The 23269-nt window shown below is 41.5% G+C and carries 18 protein-coding genes; 8 read left to right on the plus strand and 10 right to left on the minus strand.

The genetic code is table 11. The features are described 5' to 3' along the window. The first annotated feature begins 203 nt into the window (after nt 1-203). Complete coding sequence (gene rnb / locus L3V77_RS18140; RefSeq protein WP_275137661.1) at nt 204-2204, plus strand: exoribonuclease II; 2001 nt, start codon at nt 204-206, stop codon at nt 2202-2204. A gap of 56 nt (nt 2205-2260) precedes the next feature. Then, the gene (locus L3V77_RS18145; protein ID WP_275137662.1) at nt 2261-3070 is read left to right on the plus strand and encodes an AraC family transcriptional regulator; all 810 of its coding nucleotides are present in this window, start codon (nt 2261-2263) and stop codon (nt 3068-3070) included. Between the two features lie 47 nt (nt 3071-3117). On the opposite strand, the gene L3V77_RS18150 is transcribed toward L3V77_RS18145, so the two are convergent. Next, a complete protein-coding gene (locus L3V77_RS18150) occupies nt 3118-3477 on the minus strand; it encodes a DUF3024 domain-containing protein (protein ID WP_195706283.1) in 360 nt (119 codons plus the stop codon). Nucleotides 3478-3635: 158 nt separating this feature from the next. Here L3V77_RS18150 and L3V77_RS18155 point away from each other — a divergent pair, with 158 nt between their 5' ends. Continuing rightward, on the plus strand, nt 3636-4454 hold the full coding sequence (locus L3V77_RS18155; RefSeq protein ID WP_275137663.1) for a phosphate ABC transporter substrate-binding protein: 819 nt from the start codon (nt 3636-3638) through the stop codon (nt 4452-4454). A gap of 175 nt (nt 4455-4629) precedes the next feature. Here L3V77_RS18155 and L3V77_RS18160 read toward each other — a convergent pair whose 3' ends face one another. The 3 genes from L3V77_RS18160 to L3V77_RS18170 form a co-directional block, all read right to left on the minus strand. Further along, entirely contained in the window at nt 4630-5316 is a 687-nt protein-coding gene (locus L3V77_RS18160; RefSeq protein ID WP_275137664.1) for a MaoC family dehydratase, read from the minus strand. A 275-nt stretch (nt 5317-5591) separates the two neighbouring features. Further along, nucleotides 5592-7037, minus strand: a complete 1446-nt coding sequence (gene viaA, locus L3V77_RS18165) for an ATPase RavA stimulator ViaA (RefSeq protein WP_275137665.1) — start codon at nt 7035-7037, stop codon at nt 5592-5594. Nucleotides 7038-7046: 9 nt separating this feature from the next. Then, the gene (locus L3V77_RS18170) at nt 7047-8708 is read right to left on the minus strand and encodes an ATPase RavA domain-containing protein (RefSeq protein ID WP_275137666.1); all 1662 of its coding nucleotides are present in this window, start codon (nt 8706-8708) and stop codon (nt 7047-7049) included. A 284-nt stretch (nt 8709-8992) separates the two neighbouring features. On the opposite strand from L3V77_RS18170, the gene L3V77_RS18175 reads away from it, so the two are divergent. After that, nucleotides 8993-9508 (plus strand): NUDIX hydrolase, encoded by a 516-nt coding sequence (locus L3V77_RS18175; protein WP_275137667.1) that lies wholly within the window; start codon nt 8993-8995, stop codon nt 9506-9508. Nucleotides 9509-9535: 27 nt separating this feature from the next. After that, nucleotides 9536-10543: a low-specificity L-threonine aldolase gene (gene ltaE, locus L3V77_RS18180; protein WP_275137668.1), complete on the plus strand. Its 1008-nt coding sequence runs from the start codon at nt 9536-9538 to the stop codon at nt 10541-10543. Nucleotides 10544-10686: 143 nt separating this feature from the next. Here ltaE and L3V77_RS18185 read toward each other — a convergent pair whose 3' ends face one another. Genes L3V77_RS18185 through L3V77_RS18195 form a run of 3 tightly spaced genes read right to left on the minus strand, consistent with a single transcriptional unit; the run spans nt 10687 to nt 15874 of the window. Continuing rightward, complete coding sequence (locus tag L3V77_RS18185) at nt 10687-13755, minus strand: efflux RND transporter permease subunit (protein WP_275137669.1); 3069 nt, start codon at nt 13753-13755, stop codon at nt 10687-10689. After that, a complete protein-coding gene (locus L3V77_RS18190; RefSeq protein ID WP_275137670.1) occupies nt 13752-14828 on the minus strand; it encodes an efflux RND transporter periplasmic adaptor subunit in 1077 nt (358 codons plus the stop codon). The genes L3V77_RS18185 and L3V77_RS18190 overlap by 4 nt, the downstream gene beginning before the upstream one ends. Then, nucleotides 14828-15874 (minus strand): efflux RND transporter periplasmic adaptor subunit, encoded by a 1047-nt coding sequence (locus L3V77_RS18195; RefSeq protein WP_275137671.1) that lies wholly within the window; start codon nt 15872-15874, stop codon nt 14828-14830. Before L3V77_RS18195 ends, L3V77_RS18190 begins: the two co-directional genes overlap by 1 nt. A gap of 184 nt (nt 15875-16058) precedes the next feature. Here L3V77_RS18195 and L3V77_RS18200 point away from each other — a divergent pair, with 184 nt between their 5' ends. Further along, nucleotides 16059-16808, plus strand: a complete 750-nt coding sequence (locus L3V77_RS18200) for a TetR/AcrR family transcriptional regulator (RefSeq protein WP_275137672.1) — start codon at nt 16059-16061, stop codon at nt 16806-16808. On the opposite strand, the gene L3V77_RS18205 is transcribed toward L3V77_RS18200, so the two are convergent. From L3V77_RS18205 to L3V77_RS18215, 3 genes are all read right to left on the minus strand, one after another. After that, on the minus strand, nt 16805-18079 hold the full coding sequence (locus L3V77_RS18205) for a DEAD/DEAH box helicase (protein WP_275137673.1): 1275 nt from the start codon (nt 18077-18079) through the stop codon (nt 16805-16807). The two genes, L3V77_RS18200 and L3V77_RS18205, sit on opposite strands and share 4 nt — an antisense overlap. Before the next feature lie 56 nt (nt 18080-18135). Beyond that, on the minus strand, nt 18136-18723 hold the full coding sequence (locus tag L3V77_RS18210; protein WP_275137674.1) for an ACP phosphodiesterase: 588 nt from the start codon (nt 18721-18723) through the stop codon (nt 18136-18138). Nucleotides 18724-18904: 181 nt separating this feature from the next. Then, nucleotides 18905-19033, minus strand: coding sequence for a hypothetical protein (locus tag L3V77_RS18215; protein WP_275137675.1), 129 nt, complete (start codon nt 19031-19033; stop codon nt 18905-18907). 303 nt (nt 19034-19336) lie between these two features. Here L3V77_RS18215 and L3V77_RS18220 point away from each other — a divergent pair, with 303 nt between their 5' ends. Continuing rightward, on the plus strand, nt 19337-20770 hold the full coding sequence (locus tag L3V77_RS18220; protein ID WP_275137676.1) for a methyl-accepting chemotaxis protein: 1434 nt from the start codon (nt 19337-19339) through the stop codon (nt 20768-20770). Between the two features lie 136 nt (nt 20771-20906). Further along, nucleotides 20907-23261 (plus strand): fatty acid cis/trans isomerase, encoded by a 2355-nt coding sequence (locus L3V77_RS18225; protein ID WP_275137677.1) that lies wholly within the window; start codon nt 20907-20909, stop codon nt 23259-23261. Nucleotides 23262-23269 lie beyond the last annotated feature (8 nt).

Below are 23269 nucleotides of genomic sequence, written 5' to 3' on the forward strand. Positions count from 1 at the left end.
GGCTTAATAACCGGCACATTACCGAGTCGATAAATATACTTTCGCCAAATTACCTAGTAATATGAGACTCCGTAACCGTTCAATGACTTCTGTCTCGCTCTATCCTACTCAACGTTAATTTACTTTCGTTTTGAGGAAGAATTTTGAGGAGGCATCGGGGAGAGTTAGTTTTCCCTTATAAATTAAAGGATTATGATTTCGTAATGTTCCAAGACAACCCCCTACTGGCTCAATTAAAGCAGCAAATAAAAGAAAATATCCCTAAAAAAGAAGGTGTGGTTAAAGCGACTGAAAGAGGTTTCGGCTTTCTAGAAGTGGATAACAAAACCAGCGTCTTTATTCCCCCTGCACATATGAAGAAATGCCTGCACGGTGACAAGGTCGTGGCGCTTATTCGTAACGAAAATGACAAAGAGTTCGCCGAACCAGATCAACTCATCGAACAGAGCCTTAACCGTTTCATCGGGCGAGTTAAATTGTTTAAAGGTCGCCTTAATGTGGTACCTGACAAACAGCAATACAGAAAACTCTCACTTAAGGCCAAGGCCAAGAAAGGGGTCAACCCAGAGACACTAAATGACGGCGATTGGGTTGTTGCACAACTCGTCCAGCATCCACTAAAAGATAACAGCGGTTTTTTTGTCGAAATCGTTGAAAAAATCACTGATGCAGATGACAAAATTGCACCATGGTGGGTAACGTTGGCTGAAAATGACCTACCAAATACGGAGCCTGAAGGGATACAAGAGTGGGCGATATTGGATGATCCTTCTCTGACCCGTGTTGATATGACTGCAGTACCATTTGTTACTATCGATGGCGAGTCTACCAAAGATATGGACGACGCTTTATATGCTGAAAAACTTGAATCGGGAGGTTATAAACTGACCATCGCCATCGCCGATCCAACCGCTTATATATCCACCGATGATGACATGGATAAAGTGGCTAGAGCACGTGGCTTCACTATCTATCTACCGGGTAGAAACATTCCCATGTTACCGCGAGAACTTGCAGATAAACTCTGTTCTCTTGTTGAAGGCGAAATTCGTCCCGCTTTATGTTGCAGTGTGACTATCTCCGATGACGGAACCATTGGTAATGATATACAATTTTTTGCGGCCAATATTAAGTCGCACGCTCGCTTAAACTACAACAATGTATCTGATTGGCTAGAAGACACTTCGGCGAATCAATGGCAGCCCAGCACAAGCATAGCAGAAGTACTTCAAGTTCTCGCTGATTTAGCAGATGCGAGAGCCTCCTGGAGAGAAAGCAACGCTGTAGTATTTAAAGATCGCCCTGATTATCGATTTGAACTAAGCGAAAACAACGACATCATCGCGATCCATACAGAAGAACGCAGAAGCGCAAACAAACTGGTTGAAGAAACGATGATTACGGCCAACATTTGCGCAGGTTCGGTACTGAAACAAAAATTTGGCACGGGCATATTTAATACGCACGCAGGTTTTAAAACAGACCGAATTAAAGATGTCGTTAAACTGGTAAATAGCAACCCTGAAAACGACTTCACAGAAGAAGAATTAGGCTCGTTAGAAGGTTTTAGCGCTCTTAGACGTTGGCTTAATAATCAAGAAACTGCCTATCTAGATAATAGGCTTAGAAAGCTTCAAGCCTATAGTGAAATGGGCAACGTGCCATTAGAACATTTCGCCATGGGCCTTGATATCTATGCGACTTGGACGTCTCCAATTAGAAAATATGGCGACATGGTCAACCATCGATTGCTTAAAGACCATATCTTGGGCCGTGAACCCGTTCACGCACCCGATGATTCGCTAGGTGATGAACTCGCAATACATAGAAAACACCATAAAATTGCCGAGCGAAATATTGCAAACTGGCTATATGCTCGAACGTTAGCGAATGAGCCGAAAAAAGAAACAATTTTTGTCGCCGAAATATTTGATATCAATCGTGCTGGAATGCGAGTTCGTATTTTGGAGAACGGCGCGACGAGCTTTGTGCCTGCGTCTCTAATTATGGCGAATAAAGAGCGAATTGAGTGCAATAGCGAATTAGGTACTATATCTATCGACAAGGATCACGTTTACAAACTTGGTGATGTGCTAGAAATAGTACTTACTGATGTAAGTATAGAAAATCGTAATATAGTTGCCAAACCTAAGCAACCTTTTGCAGAGCCAGAACAAGCTGAGCCGAATAAGAAATCGGAATAATGTTTACTATCTAACAAGGTGTTTACTGCACCTTGTTACTGTTTCAATGTGAGTTTATGTCGAGAATAAAAGTATATAAGCATGATATTTTCGTTGCCCGCAAGGCAACTCGTTATCCAATAACCCAATGTGGGCTAATTTTGGTCAGAGATGGTCACGTTAGCTATTCAACAAAAGAGAACCTACCTAGAACGCTTTCTGCTGGTGAGTTCACTATTTACCACTCTGACAGAGTAAGGGATATAGTGTCGCACGCCGATAATGGCACATTTGCTGCTGATATCATCACCTTTGAACCCAGTTTGTTCCGGCAGTTCTGTGACAATCTGAATAATTCAGAGTTGAATACGACAGATGACAATACGCAAAACCATGTATTAAGTGATGCCCATGAAACGGCAAAGACAATTCTCACCGTATTGCTAAAAGCCAAAGAAAGTAATACGAGCACAGAGTCCACGTTAGAATCTTTAGCTCAGGCTCTTATCTATGAAATCCTGTCTATCGAACCTAACTTCTTACCTGTTATTCGTAGCGCTTGCGATCAAGGAACGGCAGAGAAAGTCATCGGATTTATTGAGATCAATATTGAAGGTGATGTCTCGCTAGAATCGACCGCAGGCTTCCTCGGCATGTCGATCGCCACACTTAAAAGACGATTGGCTGCGGAAGGTTTAAGCTTTTCTCAAATACTAAAAATAAAGCGAGTAAACTACGCAGCAACGAAGCTTAGATTAAGTAACAAGTCTATCGCTCAGATTGCGCTAGAATCCGGATTCAAAAGCGCAGCACACTTCAGTACGGCGTTTAAAGGCGTGCAAGCTATGACACCGAAAGAGTTTCGACAACACGTTAAAAAAGGTTAAAAAAGAGAACCTTTATGGTTCTCTTTTAATTTGCTTCTCCCCGTAATTCACCAGATAATTTGATGCGGATCCAATTCAATTTCATCAAGTAGTCGAGCAAATTCTGATTGGGGTTGTAACTTTGGGTAAGGCACCCAAGCTTCTAATTCTGTACTCCCTTCTTCGCTTTCTGCTAAAAAAAGTTGCCACGTGTTTTTGTTCGAGTCGTATTCTAGTTTTGCGATTGGAAATTCATCATTTACGTGAGAAGAGTCAAGCAAAAAGCAGAGCTTTGAAAACATCACGCCTTCGCTATATATTTCATATTGCACTTTTCCCATCTCAGCTAAGATGCTTTGATTACGGCTAGAACACATGGCCCTAACGGCTTTTTCAAGGCGAAACTGTTCTATCTCTGATATATGCATGAACTTCACCATCTAAAATTGGTCCCTATTTAACTATAAGCCTTATCTGATGAAATACACTTAATGTTGTGAATAAAAGACAAACTTACTGTCATTCATAAAAATGTCATACCTCAGAAATACAATTTGATTTCGGATTACTCATTTTTGGAGATTTTATGTTTCGTGTTGTTCTAGCAACTCTGTTATCAGCCACCTTTTTACTTCCAGTAGCAAACGCTAAAGAAGTAAACATTTCAGGTTCCACATCTGTGTCACGTATCATGGACGTTTTGGCTGAGGAATTTAATGCGACGCATGACGCATCCTATATCGCAGTTCAAAGTATTGGTTCAACCGCGGGTATCACCATGGTAAACAAAGGTGTTGCGGAAATAGGAATGAGTTCACGTTATCTTACTGAAGGTGAGTATTCTGAACAGTTAACGGTACTGACCATCGCCTATGACGGCTTGGGTGTCGTTGTTAACCACGCGAACCTAATTAAAGACATCACTCGCGAACAACTTTTCGATGTCTATAAAGGCAATATCACTAATTGGAAACAACTCGGAGGCAAAGATCTCACTATCGCGGTTGTCACGCGCGAGTTATCTTCTGGTTCTCGTTCTAGTTTTGAATCACTGCTCGGTTTAACACGGATAGTCAATAAGCATCAAGTATCTGATATCAATCCAACCAATTTGGTTGTCAGTAGTAACAGTATGGTCAAGACCATCGTTAAACATAATCCACAGGCGATAGGTTTTATTTCAGATGGTTCCGTAGACAACACAGTAAAAGAGTTAACATTCGAAGGTATCACCGCTACGCAGACAAATATTCGCGACAAAAAGTACCAACTTTCTAGACCTTTCATTATTTTCTACAAAACGGAAGAAATTAGTAAGGATGGTCAAACGTTCATTCAGTTTCTAAAATCAGACCGTGCAAAGAAACTCATTCAGCAATACGGTTATATACCAACGAACGATTAACGAAACATCGACCTAAATTGACGAGTCCGTGATATATCATACCGTAAAGGACCAAAGAGCCAGTCAAGGATGACAAACTTAGTTAGTTTTATATAACCTAGATTGGATTAACAGCGTTAAACAATGAAGATAAAAAAAGAGCGACTAAATAGTCGCTCTTTTTTAAAAAATAATCTTAGAAATAAAGCCTTATAACCGACACTACCACACATCCCGGACGACGAACTCCGTCTATTTCAACTTTGAGTTCACGCTCTACCTCAAGGCCTTTCTTAATAGGTGTCACTTTCAATAGCTTGCTACGAGTTCGAATTTGATTTCCCGCTTTCACAGGATAAGGGAAGCGTACCTGATTCAAACCAACATTAATCACAAGACGGGCGCTAGGAAACAATGGGTTATTCGCATCAACGCTGTCTGTCATTTTAGATAGCATAGACAGGGTCAAAAAGCCATGAGCGACAGTGCTCTTAAAAGGTGACTCTTCAGCTGCTCTCTCTGGATCAGTGTGGATCCATTGCATGTCTTCTGTCACTTGGCCAAAAGAATTGATGCGGTCTTGAGTCATTTGAACCCACTCACCAACATGAATTTCTTCATCTAACTTTTCATGGAGTTCATTGAGAACCGCCAACGCTTTATCACTTAAATCAAAACTTTCCTGAACGCTAGGTTTCATTTCTTCATTAACAGCAGGAATCATCGAGTGATCACGAAACCAATGCAATATCGGGCTTTCACTCGCTTTATGGACAAGGTCGTCCCAGTAATCTTTAATCACAGGCGACATGAGTTCTTTGATTTCCAAATGATGCTTGGTCAAAGATTCCCCTCTGTGCTTGAGAATATCAACAACTTTCATAAAAACCTCTGCTAATGGAAGCTCGTCTACCGAGCAGTAACAGTTAAGTTTGACGCCGTTCACACTTTCTTGCAAATACTTTCGAGCGCACAAGTGTATTCTGAAACGATGTTTATTTATAATAAACAGTATGTTATATAATAAAACATTATTTTATTACACAACTGATCAATACACCAAATTTACACATATTTAACAAAATCGAAGAAAAACGTACTGTTCTGCTCATTTTCCCGATCTGTATGAGCGGGAACGAGACGAAAGGACATGACCCATTACCATTTTTTGAATAATCGACCCACAATGTTTGGATGGTAGTTCCAACAATGATCAAACATTGCCATTAACTGCGGATTGCCGTACTTCGATAGACTAATCGCATGAAAACGGTTTTTCTTAGATTGGAGTGTTCTGACCATATCCAAGATAACTTCAGGTTGTTTGGGGGCTATAAAATCAGAAATAACCACCATATCAGCATTGCGATACTTGCCGGAGCTCATTAATTCTACCGATTTAACGATAACAGGATCCAGATCAGTCCCTCCGTGAAACTGATACGAGAGAAAGTCACTGGCTTCCCTTAAACCATCCGCTTTAGTCAACTCGTAGGTAATCCGTTCGGTTGAAAACAGAATAACAAAGCACTCTCTGTTTTCAGCAAGCGCTATTTGCATCAAAGCATAAGACATCGCTTTAGCACATTGCTCAGGGAATCCACTCATCGATCCGGAAGAATCGACACAGATAATAAATGGCCCTTTTTCTATATCTATTTTCCTATTTTCTGGTTTCTGAGATTTGATCTTACGAAGCTTGCGCGCTTTACCCTTTACTTTATAGTTCATCAAGCGCTTATCAACCAAATGCTTGTAAAACACCACCTCTAGCTCTGGGTAAGCCAAGAACATCGTTTCATTCGGCAACATTCGGCTGAGATCATCACTTTCATGAATGCCAACAATATCATCCGCTGCTTCGTCGCTTTTTTCTTCAACCATTCTTAGCTCTTCAGCTGGATTTTTTAATAAATCAGGGTCACTCACTTCACTGGCCATTCGCCCCAGTTTTTCAGCCATCGCTTGCAACTCGGCATTCTTCTTCAAGAATTCCGCATAGCGTTTCATCGACAAAACATCGCTTTTAGATAGTTTTGCCGCTGCCATATCCCACAGTCGACCAAGCTTGGCAATATCACCTTGCTCAGAAACGTTCTGCATGCTTTGCATTGTTTCTATGCGTTGATAGAGATCGGCTAAAAACTTCTCTTTATCCGATTCTAACTGTGCAATCTCAGCCTGTTTTATCGCTTTTGATAAGCTTTTGTACCACTGTTCGCAGAAGTAATGAGGAAACATAGGGTTATAGACACCTTTGTTTCGTTCTAATAACTTCTTCGCTTTAGAATAGAATGGGGAATGCCATTGAAGTTGTTTGACAATATCAGGGACTTTTTCAAAGAATGTATCTTCATCATAATGAATAACTTCTTGATAAAGATTAAGCTCATCAAGCAATCGTTCAGTCTCACACGCTTTGGTGATTTTTCTTTTCACCCCATTTCGCCACTTGGTAATCTGATTATTTACCGAGGCTTTTACCGCTCTATTCTCTGGGATCATAAGCAGTTGAGATCGACCGATTAAGTCATTAACCGCCGTATCTATGATGCCCGACTCTGCGACCATCATTATCAAATTTAGTCCATCTGCACCTAGCACTTTATTTTCCTATACAAAGAACTGATCCAAACTTTTTATTCTTTGAGTCACTTTTTCACTCTCTAATTGAATGACTTCAACATCGTCCATCAGTGACTGTAGACTGCTTTCCATTTTTGCTGGCAATCGGTCATCAATAAAGCTGTGTGGTAATGCGCCATGAAAATCAGACCGCACTTTACGAAAATGATGTTCAGCTTGGGTAAGTTGCTTTATTGCATCCTCTGCTTTCTCGCACCACTCTCCATAAAGCGTGGAATCGAGGCCTTCATTGGTAACAATGCACGCCAACACAGATCGATTCGCGATATCTTTGACAACTAAACGGTCAGAGACATTAATATCGAAACGAATTCGGCATAGATTACTATTTTGATTCACGTAACCGTAGGCGTCACCTCCTCCCTCTTTAATCACCTTTTCTAGCTCTTCTTTCGCTACATAGATCCAGCGACTGTCCCCTTTTTCCGATTCGTTGACAGACATATTACTCTGTAAAAGAACCAGTTTTAGTAACCTTCTCGCATTCCCAACGCTGTACATTTTGGCATTAGATATATCAAGGCTATAACCACCTTTGCGCAGAATCCCAGTTGCCGCTTCATTGGTTAAAGTCATGCTAAATTCGGATTCCAATTCATCTTGTATTAACGATAACCCATCTCGGCAACTTGTTATCTGCTGCTGAATAATATGTTGATCGAAGGCGTGATTTATCGCGAACTCTTCAATCACTTCTTGTACCAATTGCCTAGATTCGGGGCTATGCCACAGGCAGTCTTTTAGGAGTAATAAATCAAGAGGATTAATCGAGTCTCTTCCATTAAAATAGGCACTCGCTTTCAATAACTTAACGGCCTTCTTCCATCGTCTATCCGAGACATACAATTCGGACCCTAACGAATCAACCCTGTTTTCCTCCGCTTTCTTTTCTAGCAGAGCCTTAAGCGCGTATAATTTTTCAAAGCACTCATCATTGAGTACAAGCAAGTCCAATTCGTGCTTCCAGAGATGATATTCCTCATCTGTGATAGCCAACCCCGCTGGGATTTCGGCTTCCTGTTCAGTCCCGACCATCAGCATTGCTTTGAAGTTCTGCTTGTTTTGAATTCGGTTAACGAATACACGCACCAACATTCTATCGTAAAGCGCCTCTAAACCACTGTCCTCATCGGGAAGCTCATTAGATGCAGACACCAGCAAACGCATAGGCACTTTTTGGATCTCATTACCATTTTTAAATGTTTTCTCGTTTACTACGGTAAGCAGTGTATTAAGAATAGCCGGTCCTGCTTTCCAGATTTCATCTAGAAATACAACTTGAGCTTGAGGAAGATACCCTTCAGTTAATCGAACATATCGACCATTGTCTTTCAATTCTTGAATACTTAAAGGACCAAACACCTCTTCCGGTGTAGAGAACCGGGTCATCAGATACTCGAAATAGCTGCTGTTATCGAATGCTTGAATTAAACGCTTTGCAATGAGGCTTTTCGCAATCCCTGGGGGGCCTAATAGAAAGACACTCTCGCCAGACAGCGCCGCCAGCAAGCACAGTTTAATCGTACCTTCTCTTTCATATACACCGTAAGAAAGGGCTTTAACTAATTTATTTATTCTTTCTGATAGAAGCGCTTTTTGGGCGTGTGAGGCTCTTTGAGACATTGTCATAGATAAACCGCAAATAGTTACTTTGAAAAATAGAACGAGTTTGTTATTAAAGTGTTACTTTACAGAACCCAGTATCGTTAAAAAATATGTCTTGTCTATAACTGGTTAAAAAACTTGTAACTAAACACATGTTATAGTGGTAAATGTGTCGCTGGTCACTTCTACATTGCTTCAGTATTTCTAGTGACGTAGGATAATAGCAGCAAAATTTGCCGATTATTTTTGGGATTATTGTTTTCATTTATCACTATGCAACCCCCTCGATAAAACTCAGAGAGTACAACGTGCCTAAATTAATCCATCAGTGGAAACAACTGTCGCTTATTGAACGTGAGATGACGCTTCCTAACCGTGTTAAAGTCATACACACCACCGTCACGCACCCGGGTGCAACGGTTATTTTGCCAATCATGTCAAACGGCGACATTCTATTACTGAAACAGTTTCGGCCGTCTATAGACGATTGGTTATATGAACTACCGGCAGGCACATTAGAGCACGACGAATTACCAATAGACTGTGCGATGCGTGAATTGGAAGAAGAGACGGGTTACAGCGCAAAACACTTTCAATCGTTCGGAGAGCTAATTCCTCTAGCCGGGTTTTGCGACGAGATCCAATATCTTTATATCGCGAAGGATCTAAGTCAAACCGCAAGACTAACGTGTGATGCTGATGAGGTCATTGAGATACTGTATCTCAGCATTAGGGAAGTGGAAGACATGATCGTGAATGGCACAATAATCGATTCGAAAACAATCGCTTGTTTGTTAAAAGCAAAGCTATTAAATTACATATAGTAAATCAAATACTTGGAAACGAATTCTATGGACTTTCGCTCAGATACCGTAACAAAACCAACCCAAGCCATGCGTGAGGCAATGGCCAACGCAGAAGTCGGAGACGATGTGTATGGCGATGATCCCACTGTCAATGATTTGGAAAAATGGGCAGCAGAACGACATGGATTCGAAGCCGCACTTTTCACAACATCTGGGACTCAAGCAAATCTGCTTGGCCTTATGGCTCATTGTCAGCGCGGAGATGAGTACCTTTGTGGCCAACAGGCACACAATTTTAAGTACGAAGCAGGAGGTGCGGCTGTTTTAGGTTCTATACAACCACAACCTATAGAGAATAACCCAGATGGGACAATCAGCTTTGATAAACTTCGTGCCGCCATAAAGCCAGACGACTTTCACTTTGCTCAAACCAAACTCCTCAGCCTTGAAAATACCATCAACGGTAAAGTACTGCCACTTGAGTATCTAAGGCAGGCGCGTGAGTTTGTCAATCTACATGGGTTGCAATTACATTTAGACGGTGCACGTGTTTATAATGCCTCAGTCGCGTTAGATGTCGATATCAAAGAAATCACTCAATATTTCGATTCAATCACTATCTGTATGTCGAAGGGATTATCGGCACCAATTGGGTCTTTATTGCTAGGGACCACAGAATTTATTGATAGGGCAAGAAGAATAAGAAAAATGCTTGGCGGTGGTATGAGACAAGCCGGCATCCTAGCGGCAGCGGCAAAGCTCGCGATGACCGAACAAGTAGCACAACTTGCAACCGATCATGCGAATGCGAAAAGATTGGCTAATGGCTTAGCCAACATTAAAGGCTTCTCAGTAAATCCCGATCATGTTCAGACTAACCTAGTCTTTGCAAAGATTGATGACGATGTAGATGTGGAGAGCTTGGCCGATACCTTAGCAAAAGATAATATCATTATCACCGCTATGAACCCAATCAGGTTTGCTACACATAACGACATTTCAACGCAAGATATTGATAAGCTGATTGAAAAATTGGCGGAACTATATAATTAGAAACGAGTTATTTAGGTAAGCGTTAGTATCTAAAAGAAAAATGCCCTGTCGAAGGCAGTAAAAAAACAGGGCTATTAAGGATTATCCATCGTTCCTAATTCATAAAAAGACCTAACAAGTGATCTTGTTAGGTCTTTTTATGGTTATGCTTGTTGATTCTTTTGAGGGGTCTTGATCTTAAACAGTATCGCGAACATCACAGGTACAACGATAAGCGTCAATACCGTGGCGAAACCTAAACCAGCCATAATGGTGACCGCCATTGAACCGAAAAAAGCATCAAATACTAATGGGATCATACCGAGTATGGTTGTAATCGCTGCCATGCTAACGGGCCGAACACGGCTAACGGCACTATGTATAATCGCTTCATAAGGTTCTCGCCCTTCTGTTAACTCCAAATTTATTTGGTCCAACAGCACGATACCATTTTTCAAGATCATGCCGCTTAAGCTCAGTAACCCAAGAAATGCAGTGAAACTAAATGGCATATTTGATCCAAGCAAACCAACAGAAACACCGATAATTGATAATGGAACGGTAAACCATATCACCAATGATTTTTTCACTGAACCAAACAGGAAGATAGTGACAATGAACATCAGCAAATAACCCATTGGTAAAGAACTGAACAGAGATTCTTGAGCGTCTTTAGATGACTCATATTCGCCGCCCCAACTTAGTTCATACCCTTCAGGTAATGCTAAGGCCTCAACCTTAGGTTGAATACGAGCAAACAGACTCGCAGGTGTTTCATTACCCAGCACGTCATGGTCGGCTAAAACGGTCAAGGTACGCTTTCTGTCTCGCCTCATAATCAATGGTTCAGACCAACCCAAATCAATGCCATCAATCACTTGTTCAATTGGCACATAGGCTTGTTGGCTCGGACTCCAAATACCAAGGTTTTGCACTGTATCAAAATTGACACGCTCATCTGCTGGTAAACGAACCATAATTGGAATCATTTGCGTACCATCTCTAAACAAGCCTATGGTTGAACCACCAAATGCGGTTTGCAATGTATTGGAGAGGTCTTCTTTAGATACGCCCATGCGACGAGCTTTAGATTCGTTAAACATTGGCACGAGATCTTTGGTTCTTTCTCGCCAATCGTGTCGAATATTTCGAGAACCCGGATCTTGGTAAAGAATATCTTCTACCTGAGCCGCAATATTTCTTAATATCTGAGGGTCCGCACCAGTAATTCGCGCCTCTATTTTCGATGCCGGTGATGGCCCAAATTCCAATAATTTAAATTGAAAGGTTGGAGAGTCAAACGAATCCGCTAACTGATCATCAAGTTTGTGCAATAGCGTGAACATCTGTTCCCTATCATTTGCTCTCACTTGAAACTGAGCGTACGCCTCATAACTCCTTTCTGGTGCATAGGTTAATGCAAAACGCTGTAATCCTTGCCCAATAGAAGAGGAGACAAATTCAACTTCGTCATAGCGACGTAAAAAGCGATCAACTTCTTCGGTTTGCTTCTGAGTTTCTCTAATGTCGGTGCCTTCAGGCATCCACATATCGACATAAAACATAGGTGTATTAGAGGCAGGGAAAAACTGTTGTTTAACGTTGCCAAATCCAATAATAGCCGTTACAAGCAAAGCAACCATACTCGCAACAGTTAACCATCTAAAGCGCAGTGCAAATTTCAAGACAGAGCTAAACACAAGGTACAAAGCGCCTTTATATGGATCAGTATCTTCGCCCTCTTCACTCTCGCCATCTTTCAGAAGCAGATCCGCTAAGAACGGCGTTAATGTAAGTGCTGTAATCCAACTTAAGAAGAGTGAATAACACAATACCCAGAAGAGGTCACCTAAGAACTCGCCGGTGGCATCAGACGATAAACCTATTGGTGCAAACGCCGTAATAGCGATAACCGTCGCACCCAATAAAGGCCACTGTGTCTGCTTAACAATATCTTTCGCGGCTTGAAGTTTGGTTCTTCCTTTCTTAAGGCCGACCAATATTCCTTCAACGATAACAATGGCGTTATCCACCAACATACCGAGTGCAATGATCAATGCCCCAAGAGAAATACGATGGAGCTCAATATCAGAGAGTTTCATTAAAATGAAAGTGCCCATTACGGTAAGCAATAGGACAATACCAATAATTAGGCCACTTCGAAGACCCATAGCCAATAGGAGGACGACGATAACGATGCCGACCGCTTCTGCTAGGCTTACCATGAAGTTTTGTACCGATTTATCTACTTCTTGAGACTGGTTGTAAAAATAACTGAGTTCAAGGCCTGCGGGTTTAATGTTTTCAATTTCCGCTAGTTTCGCTTCAATCGAATGGCCTACATCAACAACATTCACACCTGAGCTAAAAGATATCCCGAGGTTAATCGCCGTTTTTCCGTTAAACGTAACGATATTCTCTGGTTTTTCCTGGAGACCACGTCTAACCGACGCCACATCTTTTAGTCGAATGAGATTACCCGTATCACGGCCGTGGATGATCAAATTTTCTAACGATTCAACAGAGTTCAAGTCACCACTTGGACGAATGGTCAAGTTCTGCCCATTAATCATCAACTCACCTGCAGAAACAACACTATTCTGGTGCGAAAGTAACGAGGTTATTGTTGAAAAGTCCAAATTTAGAGAAGCCAGACGGTCAATCGACATTTCTACGTACAAGTACTCTTGCTGATCACCTGCAATACTGACTTTACCGACACCGTCGACTAATTCTATTTCACGGCTTAGCAAATCTGCGTAGCGTTTAAGTTCTACGTAATCATAACCATCACCCGTTAACATCATCATAATGCCGAATACATCACCGAAATCATCGATGATCTGTAGCGACGTCACCCCGGAAGGCAAAGTGGGTTGTAAGTCATTCACCTTACGACGCATCTCATCCCAAATCTGTGGAAGTTCATCAGGACCGTAAGTCATTTTCATGCTCACCGTAATCTGTGACATACCAGCCGAAGAGATTGAGGTAACGTTGTCAACATACGGTAACTGACGGATCGCCTTTTCAATTGGGTAAGTCAGCTCTTCTTCTACTTCTGTTGTGGTTGCTCCAGGATAAGTCGCAATAACCAACGCATCTTTAATGGTAAATGCGGGATCTTCAAGGCGACCTAAGTCAAAGAAACTTTGGGTTCCACCAATAGCTAAAATGACAAGAAATAACCAACTTATCACTTTATTTTTTATTGAATATTCGGCAATGCTCACTGGATCTCTTCCTTGTTTGCTATAGCAACGACAGCGTCTTCACGCATTTTTCTTAAATTGGAGTTAACAACGGCGTCACCATTAACGACTCCATTGGCTACTATTGCTCCATGACTACTGATCTGAATGATATCTACTGATTGTTTATGAACGGTGCCGTCAATAAGCTTCCAGACATAAAATTCATTCTCTTTAACGCCCGCATCAAGTGCAGTCATCGGTATCTGATACCCCTTTACAATTCGAAGACCAGCCGCTACTAAATCGACATCTAAGCTGGCACTTGTACCCGGTAAAATAGCCGGTTCAACCTGTGGCATCTCTAGCCAAAACTCAAAGGCATTGCTGCCTTGCGCTGGTTCACTGGAATGTTGGTAGTAAGTCGACACAAACTCTCTTTCATCACCAAAAAAACGTGTCTTCACGTGATAATTTCGGGTCTCTCTATCTGGATTAATCATAGAAAGCACGGTGTCGGAAATAGCAATTCGGATACGAACAACATCGCCACGATAAACACTTAGAATTTCTTCACCGGGGCTCGCATTTTCAAAAGACTGCTTTGGCACTTCAGAAATATAACCATCAAAAGGCGCAACTAAGCGTGTGTATTCTAGGTTGTTTTTCGCGATCTGAAAATTAACAAAGGCCATTCGCTTACTCGCGGTCAACTCATCAAACTCAGATGGTGAGACCATCTTTCTTTTGAGAAGATTTTTGCCACGGCTCCATTGTTTTACCGTGAGTTCATATTGCGCTTGGGTATCCGCTAACTGCTGACGAAGTTTTTTGGTATCAAGCTTTGCTAGCAGTTCTCCTTTCTTAATTCTTTGGCCTTTGCGTACCAAAATAGCTTCCAGTTTGCCCTCTACGCGAAAAGACAAAGGGGTGAGATCCGCGGGTGCAACCGTACCTTTAAAATTTCTAAACTGGCTTGAAAGAGGCGGTTTTACGTCAAATATTGATACGGTAACGGCTTTCCTTTCTTTCACTTCTGTTTCTACTCCACATCCTTGCAGTGTCGCTAACACAAATAGGAGTCCCACTATTTTATAATGTCGGTGCATTCGCATTAGATACCGCCCTCTCGAGTCCACGCTCTTACTATCTGTCCTTCTTTAAGATCCTTTGCTCCCGCGACAACAATTTGATCTCCCGCCTTTAAACCGGATACTACTGCGCCAAATTCGTTTAGCTCAACAGCAATACTTTCTACACTCTGTTCCAACTGATTAAACTTCCAAACTTTGCCTTTTTCAGCCTCTCTAGTGATCCATGCATCATCCGGTATTGAGAGCATATTTTCTTTTCGATTATTGGTTATTAACACCTGTCCGGTCATACCAGTAAGAATATTAAGAGACTCTGGACGAACAATCGTGATGGTCGCGCTATAGCTATTGGTGTCGACATTGGGTTGCGTAGACATCTCTTTAAAGGCTGCAGGCACAACAATAGTATTATGTATATCAAATATCACTGCGTACTCACGACGTGGTAGATTGTGTATACCTGCCTTCTCAATATAGGGAACCGGAATAACAATATTTATGTCCAAGTTCTCATTATTGATGATGTTAAGTACTGGCTGTTTAGACGAGACATATTGAAAAGGTTGAACAAACTTCAATGACACCACACCATTAAATGGCGCTGTAATCTGAGTATATTGGAGATCGGTTTTGCTCTCTTCAAGATTGGCGTCTGCCGCCTTAAATGCCGTTTCAGATTGGTCAAATACGTCGGCACTAATCAATTTTTTCTTAAATAATTGTTTATTGCGTTCAAGACGAGTTTTGGTCAAATCATATTGAGCTTGTGACGCATCTACTGCTAATTGGTAGTCATTGTCATCAAGAACAGCAAGCACCTCTCCTTTAACCACTTTCTGTCCCTCTTTGACACTTAACGTGTCAATCACACCGGGAACTCGAAACGACAGTTGAGAACGGTCACCAGCATCAACTTCAGCTAAAAAAACGTCATAACCGGCGTCCGTGATATTTGGTACCTGATAAAGTTTCACCGGTTTAATGACGTCTTCTTGTGTCTCTGAATTTGCTTGCTCGCAACCTGCAAGGAACACCCAAGCGCCTGTTACTATAGCTAGTTTGAACATTGTAACTAAGCCTTTCTTATTCACCCTACTTTCTCCATCACTGTGAAAAGTATTTACTACACGTTTGTGCAGTATATGAATAATTCGACTAAGATCAATGTATATTTTACATACGTATAGTAAATTATACTGACGAGAACCAATATATTGATTAGAATGCGTTATTGAATTTTGAGAAGACATTATGATTTGTAGAAAACAGGGCAGAAGAAGCGCGCAAACAGCAGAAGAAACTAAGCACTTAATCCTTGCTACCGCAGGAAGAATGTTTTGTTTGCAAGGCTATGAAAAAGTATCATTGAGAAACATTAGCGAAGCTGCTGGCGTATCCCATAGCCTTATTCGCCACCACTTCGGTAGTAAAGAACAAATTTGGTATGCCGTAAGTGATACGTTGAATGCCTATATGCAGAACTACCTTAAAGCGTTAATCAATGAATTCCCTGACAACAAACCCGCTCAAATTGTCTTGTATAATTTCAGTATTAAGATGATGGCACACTTATTACTTAATCCTCAGCCACTCCAATTTATTGCTGACGCGATAAGACAAGAAGGTGAATTTTTCGATTATTTTATGGATCAGTCAGGGGTGTTTGAATCAATCACACAGGGTCTTATCGATGAGCACAACAAGCAAAACCCAAGCCATCAGGTCAATCTCTGGGAACTCAAATGGCAGATGATTTATACCGCTCACGCAGCTATCAGTCTGCGCCCATTACTGAAGATAGTATGGGAGGGGGAAGTGAGTAACATAGACGAGGCATTACTTAGACACTGGTCGATGTTTAATAAATTGATTGCTAGTCAATTAAACATACAAGCAGATGATATCGTGACGTCTTCAAATCTAAGAGATCTTCTATTGCCTATTGCCTGCGATTTCTCGAATCCGGACACATGTTCCGATAATCTAAGACAATTCTCTTAGCTTCGTTTGCCACGGTTACGGTGGACATTAAGCTTCGATTTTATTTTTCTTTTTTCAGCAGAGCGATTTTGTTTTTTCATTGGTCGCTCTTCTTTAGATTCTTCAATCAAACTCGGTTCAAACCCTTGAAGCCATTCTTGGGGAAGGCGTTCATCTAACAAGCTTTCAATTGCTTTCAGTAGATACTCTTCGTCACGCACCAATAACGAAATAGCCAACCCAGCGTTACCTGCACGTCCAGTACGACCAATTCGGTGTACATAATCTTCCGCTTGATATGGCATATCGAAATTCACTACACATTCAAGCTCTTGAATATCAATGCCACGAGCCGCAACGTCTGTTGCAATTAACGCTCTGACTTTACCTGATTTAAAATCATCCAACGCTTTTTGGCGTGCTCCTTGGCTCTTGTCACCATTTATTGATGCGGCTTTTATGCCATCCAGTTTAAGTTCTTTAACTAATGCATCACTGCCTATCTTCGTCTTTGTAAACACCAAGACTTGTCGCCAGTTTCGAGAGCCGATGAGATAAGCAAGCAATTCGCTCTTTCTCTTTTTGTCTACCGGATAAACCATTTGCGATACGGTGCTCGCCGTACTATTAGATGGTGTAGCTTGTTCTTCTTCAGGGTTATCGAGTATTTGATACGCTAACTTTTTAACACGATCATGAAAGGTTGCCGAGAAAAACAGCGTTTGTCTTTCTGTTGGGAGTTGTTTCAATATTCTCTGTATATCCGGAAGAAAGCCCATATCCAACATACGGTCTGCTTCATCAAGTACCAAGGTTTTGGTACGTCTTAGATCGATGGTTTTAGTATAGGCATGGTCTAATAACCGACCTGGTGTCGCAACAAGGATATCAGCGCCATTTCTCAGGTTGCTTTTTTGAACATTTAGACTCGTTCCACCATAAGCCACAACAATGTTTAAGTCGCAGTTCTCGCTATAACTAACAAGACTATCGAAAACTTGCTGAGCCAGTTCACGAGTGGGGACCAAAATTAAGCTTCTAATCCATTTTCTCGGCTTGTCATCGGTTCTGTTCTGAGATTCAGCCATTAAATTATGAATGATAGGCAAACCAAATGCCGCCGTTTTACCCGTACCAGTCTGGGCTCCAGCTAATACATCTTTCCCTTCCAAAACATGGGGGATCGCTTTCTCTTGTATTGTTGTCGGCTGTTCAAAACCAAGCTTGCCCAGCGTTTCCACTAGTTGTTGATTAAGGTTCAATTGGGAAAAAGAAATCGGGGATTCAGACATTAACTTAAGCTCTCAGAAATTTGGGTCAAGATTGTAACAGATAACCCACGTCTCTATCACGGTAGATGACGTGTTTTTTCAATACTCGCTTTAAGTACATCATCATATAAAATTGAGAATAATCCCTTCATTTCATCATAATGCGTGTCAATATCTTGAAAACACTCCGCTAACGGTGCCATTCTAGTACTACGATGAGACATACGTTCTAACACTATTTCAATCGTGCCTAATGAAACGTATGACGTCAACCATCTATGCTTCCACATCAATTCGGTTACATGTAGATAGCGTTCAGGTAAATCAACGTCCGGTTTCGCCACTCGTTTCTCAGCCGTCTGACAAAAAGAATGTAAACTCTCATCACAGTATTCAGACCACGCATTCGCTAGACAATGATCCCAAAAAACATCCATCGCGATAGGGGCGAATCGTCGTCGAGCAGGTGAAAACAGCAACTTAACTTGTCTCGATATTTCATGTTGGTCAGTAAACTTATCAACAAACCGATGCAACATAATGCCGTCAACAACCTCTTTAGGGTAACGACCAACAGGGTTCCCTTTTACAAAATCACCCAGCAGATTACCAGCAACGTCACTGTCGCATACTGTGGCAATATGAATGTGCGCCAAAAAATTCATCTAAAAGCTATTCTACTTATCCTGAACACAGGAGCGTCGGTAATAATAACCACAAGTTAGCCTAAATGAGCGATAAGTTAAAACATAAAATGGACGTAACGGTCAAAAACAAAAAAACCAGCAACTCTCGTCACTGGCTTTATCTTAAATGCGTTAGTCGTGCTCACGTGTAACCACACTTCTACAGATTATCAATAACGAATGCGTCATCGATTATGGCATCATCCAACTCATAATCCGTTAGGTCGAAGCCAATTTCCAATGCATCTAACCACTCTAAGCTATCGTTTTCTAAAAATTGTTCATCCATAACCATTACCTCCTTATCGTCTATGAATATAGAGATAACACTTTTATATGACAGATTTTTTATAACACCTAACATTAAACATCGATAATTTTTAAAAACTATGCGCTCCGTCAGATGCAACCGTTTGCGTAGAGTTTTTATACTAATTCGCTTCGTAACCAAACAGATTTGCAATGTGACACGAGTCGCATCTTTGGTTTAAAAAATACATGCTATTGCATAAAAATGTCGAGCATTTATCTTTTTTTCATCTAGAATCTACATTGCGAGACATCTATCCAGCATTTCAACAACGAGGCCAACATGAAAGAGATACCATTTCGATTGATTGACAGATTATTTATAAAAATGTCTATCAACGATAAATTTTGGGTCATTTTTGTCCTATTCTTTGCCGCTCTAACGACCACCGCCCTTGGCAGATACAACCAAGCGATAACTGGTATCGAGAATAATTCCGTCAAGATTGTACAAGCCAAAGTAAACGGAATTGCGTCGGCGATAGCACCAGATAGCAAGGTAAGCATACCGAATATCTCTATCTCTAACGCTTCAACGGAAGCCTCTTTCAAAAGCCGTTCTATCACGGCCTCTGCTAGAATAGCTAACGGTCAATACGCGACACTGACTGAACAAGTTCCGGACTCAGTACAAACAGCAAAGGAAGCCGCCTTAAACTCGTTTTTACTTAGCTTCTTGTGGCTAATTCCTATTGCTATCGTTCTGTATTGGACCGCTACATTTTTGACCGGTGCTCTTTGGGTATTATGGCAAACGACCGTTAAAATCGCAGATGGCGATCTTACTTCCCGTTTAGGTTTCCATTCTGGTCGTGACGAGTTTGGTACCATCGGCTGTGCGTTAGATGAAGCGATGGATACATTGACGGAGTTAGTTGAGGTAGTAAAAGAAAGCTCAACAACGTTAGAAATGACAACCGCAACGTTTGCATCAGAAGTAACGCAAAGCCAAAAGCAGATTAACTACCAACACTCATCGCTCGATTCTGTCGCAACAGCAATGGAAGAGATGACCGCTTCTGCTTTGGAAGTCTCGAACATAGCCAAACAAGCGGCAGAACACTCCGAGAATGATGAAAAATACGTTCAGGCAAGTCAACAACGTGTTCAACAAGCGATCTCTGAAATTGAACAGCTCAGCCAATTTATTTCTGAATCATCAACTTCAGTCGCAACGCTTGCAGATAGCACAACCCAAATTAATGACGTTATTACAACCATTAGTGCGATATCTGAACAAACAAATTTATTGGCGCTCAACGCCGCGATTGAAGCGGCTCGTGCTGGCGAATATGGCCGAGGTTTCGCCGTAGTCGCAGACGAAGTAAGAACACTGGCCAGCCGAACACAAGAAGCGACCGTTGAGATACAATCCACCATCGAAAAACTGCAGGTCGAAACTGGATTGATTGCATCGAAAACTGAAAATACAGTGTCGCAAGCCAACACCAGCAATGAAATCATCTCGAGCATTGGTGATGATGTGGTCTCCATTGCAGAATCGGCTCGCGCGGTAATGGAAATGAGTATTCATATCTCAACCTCTGCCGATGAGCAAAGCACTGTTGCAAATGATATAGCAAGTGAATTAAGCGATATTCGTAGCCAATCAGACGTTATCAGAGAGGTCGCGCAGACGTCCGCTCAAGGTGTCTCTGAGTTAACAGAGGCATCAAGCAAGCTCAACTCAGTACTAAAAGGTTACAAGACCGCATAGACATAATAACGACCCTCATATCGGTATCGAAACTAAGGGCTAATCATATTTGATTAGCCCTTTTGTTATATAAAACATTCCACAATGAATACTATTGACCTTATAATTTAAAAAAAGAACGACGATACGGATGGCCATGAAGGTTCGCAATTTACTCACAATTATCAGCATGATTATTTTTTCTGGCTGTGCTACTTATGTCGGGGTCAATTTTGACCAATTATTTGGTAAAGAGTCCGTTAGGGAACGCGAAGTCCCCTATGGAACCGCTCTAGCAGAACACTACATTCAAAACGTAAAACCGATCATAGATAAACGTTGCGTGGTCTGTCATGCGTGTTACGACGCCCCATGCCAACTTAAAATGTCGTCTGTGCAAGGGATAGATCGCGGTGGCAGTAAAAGTAAGGTTTATAACGGTACTCGTCTCGCGGCTACCTCTCCTACCCGATTATTCGAAGATGCACAAACAACGCAAGCGTGGCGAAATTACAATTTTCATCCCGTGCTAAACGAAAGAACCCAGACCTCACAAGCTAATCTGGACGCCGGCTTAATCGCTAAGTTACTTACTCAAAAAGAAGAGCACCCTCTACCGCCGCAAGATCAACTGGAAGGGTTCGACTTTTCAGTTTATCGAAGTGAACAATGCCCTACCATTGAAGAACATGCCCGTTATCAAGAGACTTATCCAACCTGGGGAATGCCTTTTGGAATGCCGAAACTGACCAATGTCGAGTTTAAAACGTTAATGGGTTGGTTAGAGCAGGGCGCACCAATGTCGGCAACAAAACCCATCACTATTCAAGAAAAGCAAACGATAACTCAATGGGAAACGTTTCTTAATAAAGACGATCTTAAGGCGCAGCTTACTGCTCGTTATTTATATGAACACCTATTTCTTTTCCACCTCTATTTTTCAGATATAACTGAGGATACTCGTTTTTTCAGTCTCGTTCGATCATCTACGCCTCCAGGCAAGCCGGTGAAGAGAATATCGACACGTCGACCTTATGATGACCCGTTAATAGAGCGTGTGTATTACAGACTAATATCGGAACTGGCAACAACGGTAGACAAAACTCACATGCCTTATGCACTTGACGAAACTCGTTTTACCCACTGGAAAAAATGGTTTACCGACGCTGACTACATTGTCACTGAACTACCAAGTTATAACGTTGAGGTGTCTGCAAACCCAATGACCGCATTTGTACAACTTCCCGTTAAATCCCGCTTCGAATTTCTGCTCGATAATGCACAAAATACCATTATGGCCTTCATCAAAGGTCCAGTTTGTCGTGGGCAACTGGCACTGAACGTCATTAACGATCGTTTTTGGGTCTTTTTCATAGACCCAGATAAAGCGGATCTACCTGAAATCGATACATTTTATTCGAATCAAACAGAAAACCTTCGATTACCAGGGGAAAGACAGACCATCTTAGCACCAGTAACAAACTGGATTACCTACTCCAAACAACAGGCTCGTTACCTAAAAGCGAAAGCCAATTTTGCCAATACATGGTTTAACAATGGAGAACATCTGACAACGGATATCTTATGGGATGGTAACCAGAATAACCCCAATGCTGCACTCACCGTATTCAGGCATTTTGACAGCGCGTCTGTCGTGCAAGGAATGGTCGGAAAAAAGCCAAAAACAGCTTGGATCATCGACTATGGACTGCTTGAACGCATCCATTATCTGCTCGTTGCTGGATTCGATGTTTATGGCAACTATGGTCACCAACTGGTAACTCGACTGTATATGGATTTTTTACGACTAGAAGGAGAAAGTAACTTTCTAAGCTTGCTGCCTAGAGAAGTTAGACATGAGATCCATAATTCTTGGTATCAAGAAAAGAGCAAACATATGTCTAATTTCCTCACTCGAAACACAGAACCATTCAACCAACCTTCTGGTGTTGTTTATCACACCAATGACTACAAATCTGAACTGTATGACAAATTTGAGAGCAGATTAAAGCCGAGTTTGAATGACAGATTCAAGATCGAAAATACAGGTATGAAGCCCGAAACAGAGCAGATATTGCGAAAATTTGATGATCTCGTTGGCTTCTCTGAACAAACACTTGCTCAAATTAGCATGATCATGATTGAAGGGGAAAATGGCGAGCAACATCTCTTTACCTTACTACGAAATAATACCCATAAGAACATCAATAGCTTATTCAATGAGAACAAAAATCGTACCCCTGAAAAAGACGATTTAACGCTGGTTCGGGGTGTCGTCGGTAGTTATCCCGCTACCTATTGGCGGCTGAAAGAGGATGATGTACCAGCGCTATATCGAATGTTGAGTTCAATGGAGAACGAACAAGATTACGTTAAGTTATTGGATCGTTTTGCTATTCGTCGCAGCTCACCGGAATTTTGGCCATTTAGCGATTTGGTTCATCAGTGGTACAAGCGGAACCAACCTGTCGAATTCGGTTTATTAGACTATAATCGATTTGAGAATCGTTAATTTCTCAA

Source organism: Vibrio sp. DW001 (assembly GCF_029016285.1).
Classification (GTDB): Bacteria; Pseudomonadota; Gammaproteobacteria; order Enterobacterales; family Vibrionaceae; genus Vibrio.